1 protein-coding gene is annotated in these 408 nt (G+C 49.3%); it reads left to right on the top strand.

The genetic code is table 11. From position 1 onward, the window contains the following. On the top strand, window positions 1-408 hold a 408-nt coding region (locus AC1DN0_RS41680), incomplete at both ends, for a hypothetical protein (RefSeq protein WP_477146695.1).

Here is a 408-nt window from a genome sequence, read left to right as displayed (position 1 = left end):
CTTATATGCCATTCGCAAAGGCATACGCCTCACCAAGGACAACAAGGAAGTCAATTACAAGGATATTTACGTCAATCTTGACTATGACCCCTCGATCGACGAACAAATCGTTACCAGCCAGCAGCAAGATGGCAAGGTGTACGTGTCAGTACATGCCATGCTGACCTCCGACGCGCTTGATTTCGTTGAAACGATTGGCAGAGAGCGTGCCAAGAAGTTCCAGGCGTACAAGACCAACCTGACCACATACGATTTCGCGACGATCACGATCAAGGACTACCCTATTGAGGTTGCATGCGACGTTTTCTCACGCATCAATACGGGCGGGAAGCCGTTGACGCTGTTCGAAATCATGGTTGCCATGACCTACGATGACGCAAAGAATTTCGATCTCGCGCAGAAGTATGA

It is taken from the genome of Cupriavidus sp. 05N39, from assembly GCF_056397325.1.
Note: the sequence above shows the minus strand (reverse complement) of the source record. Positions and strands in the feature narration are given on the sequence as shown.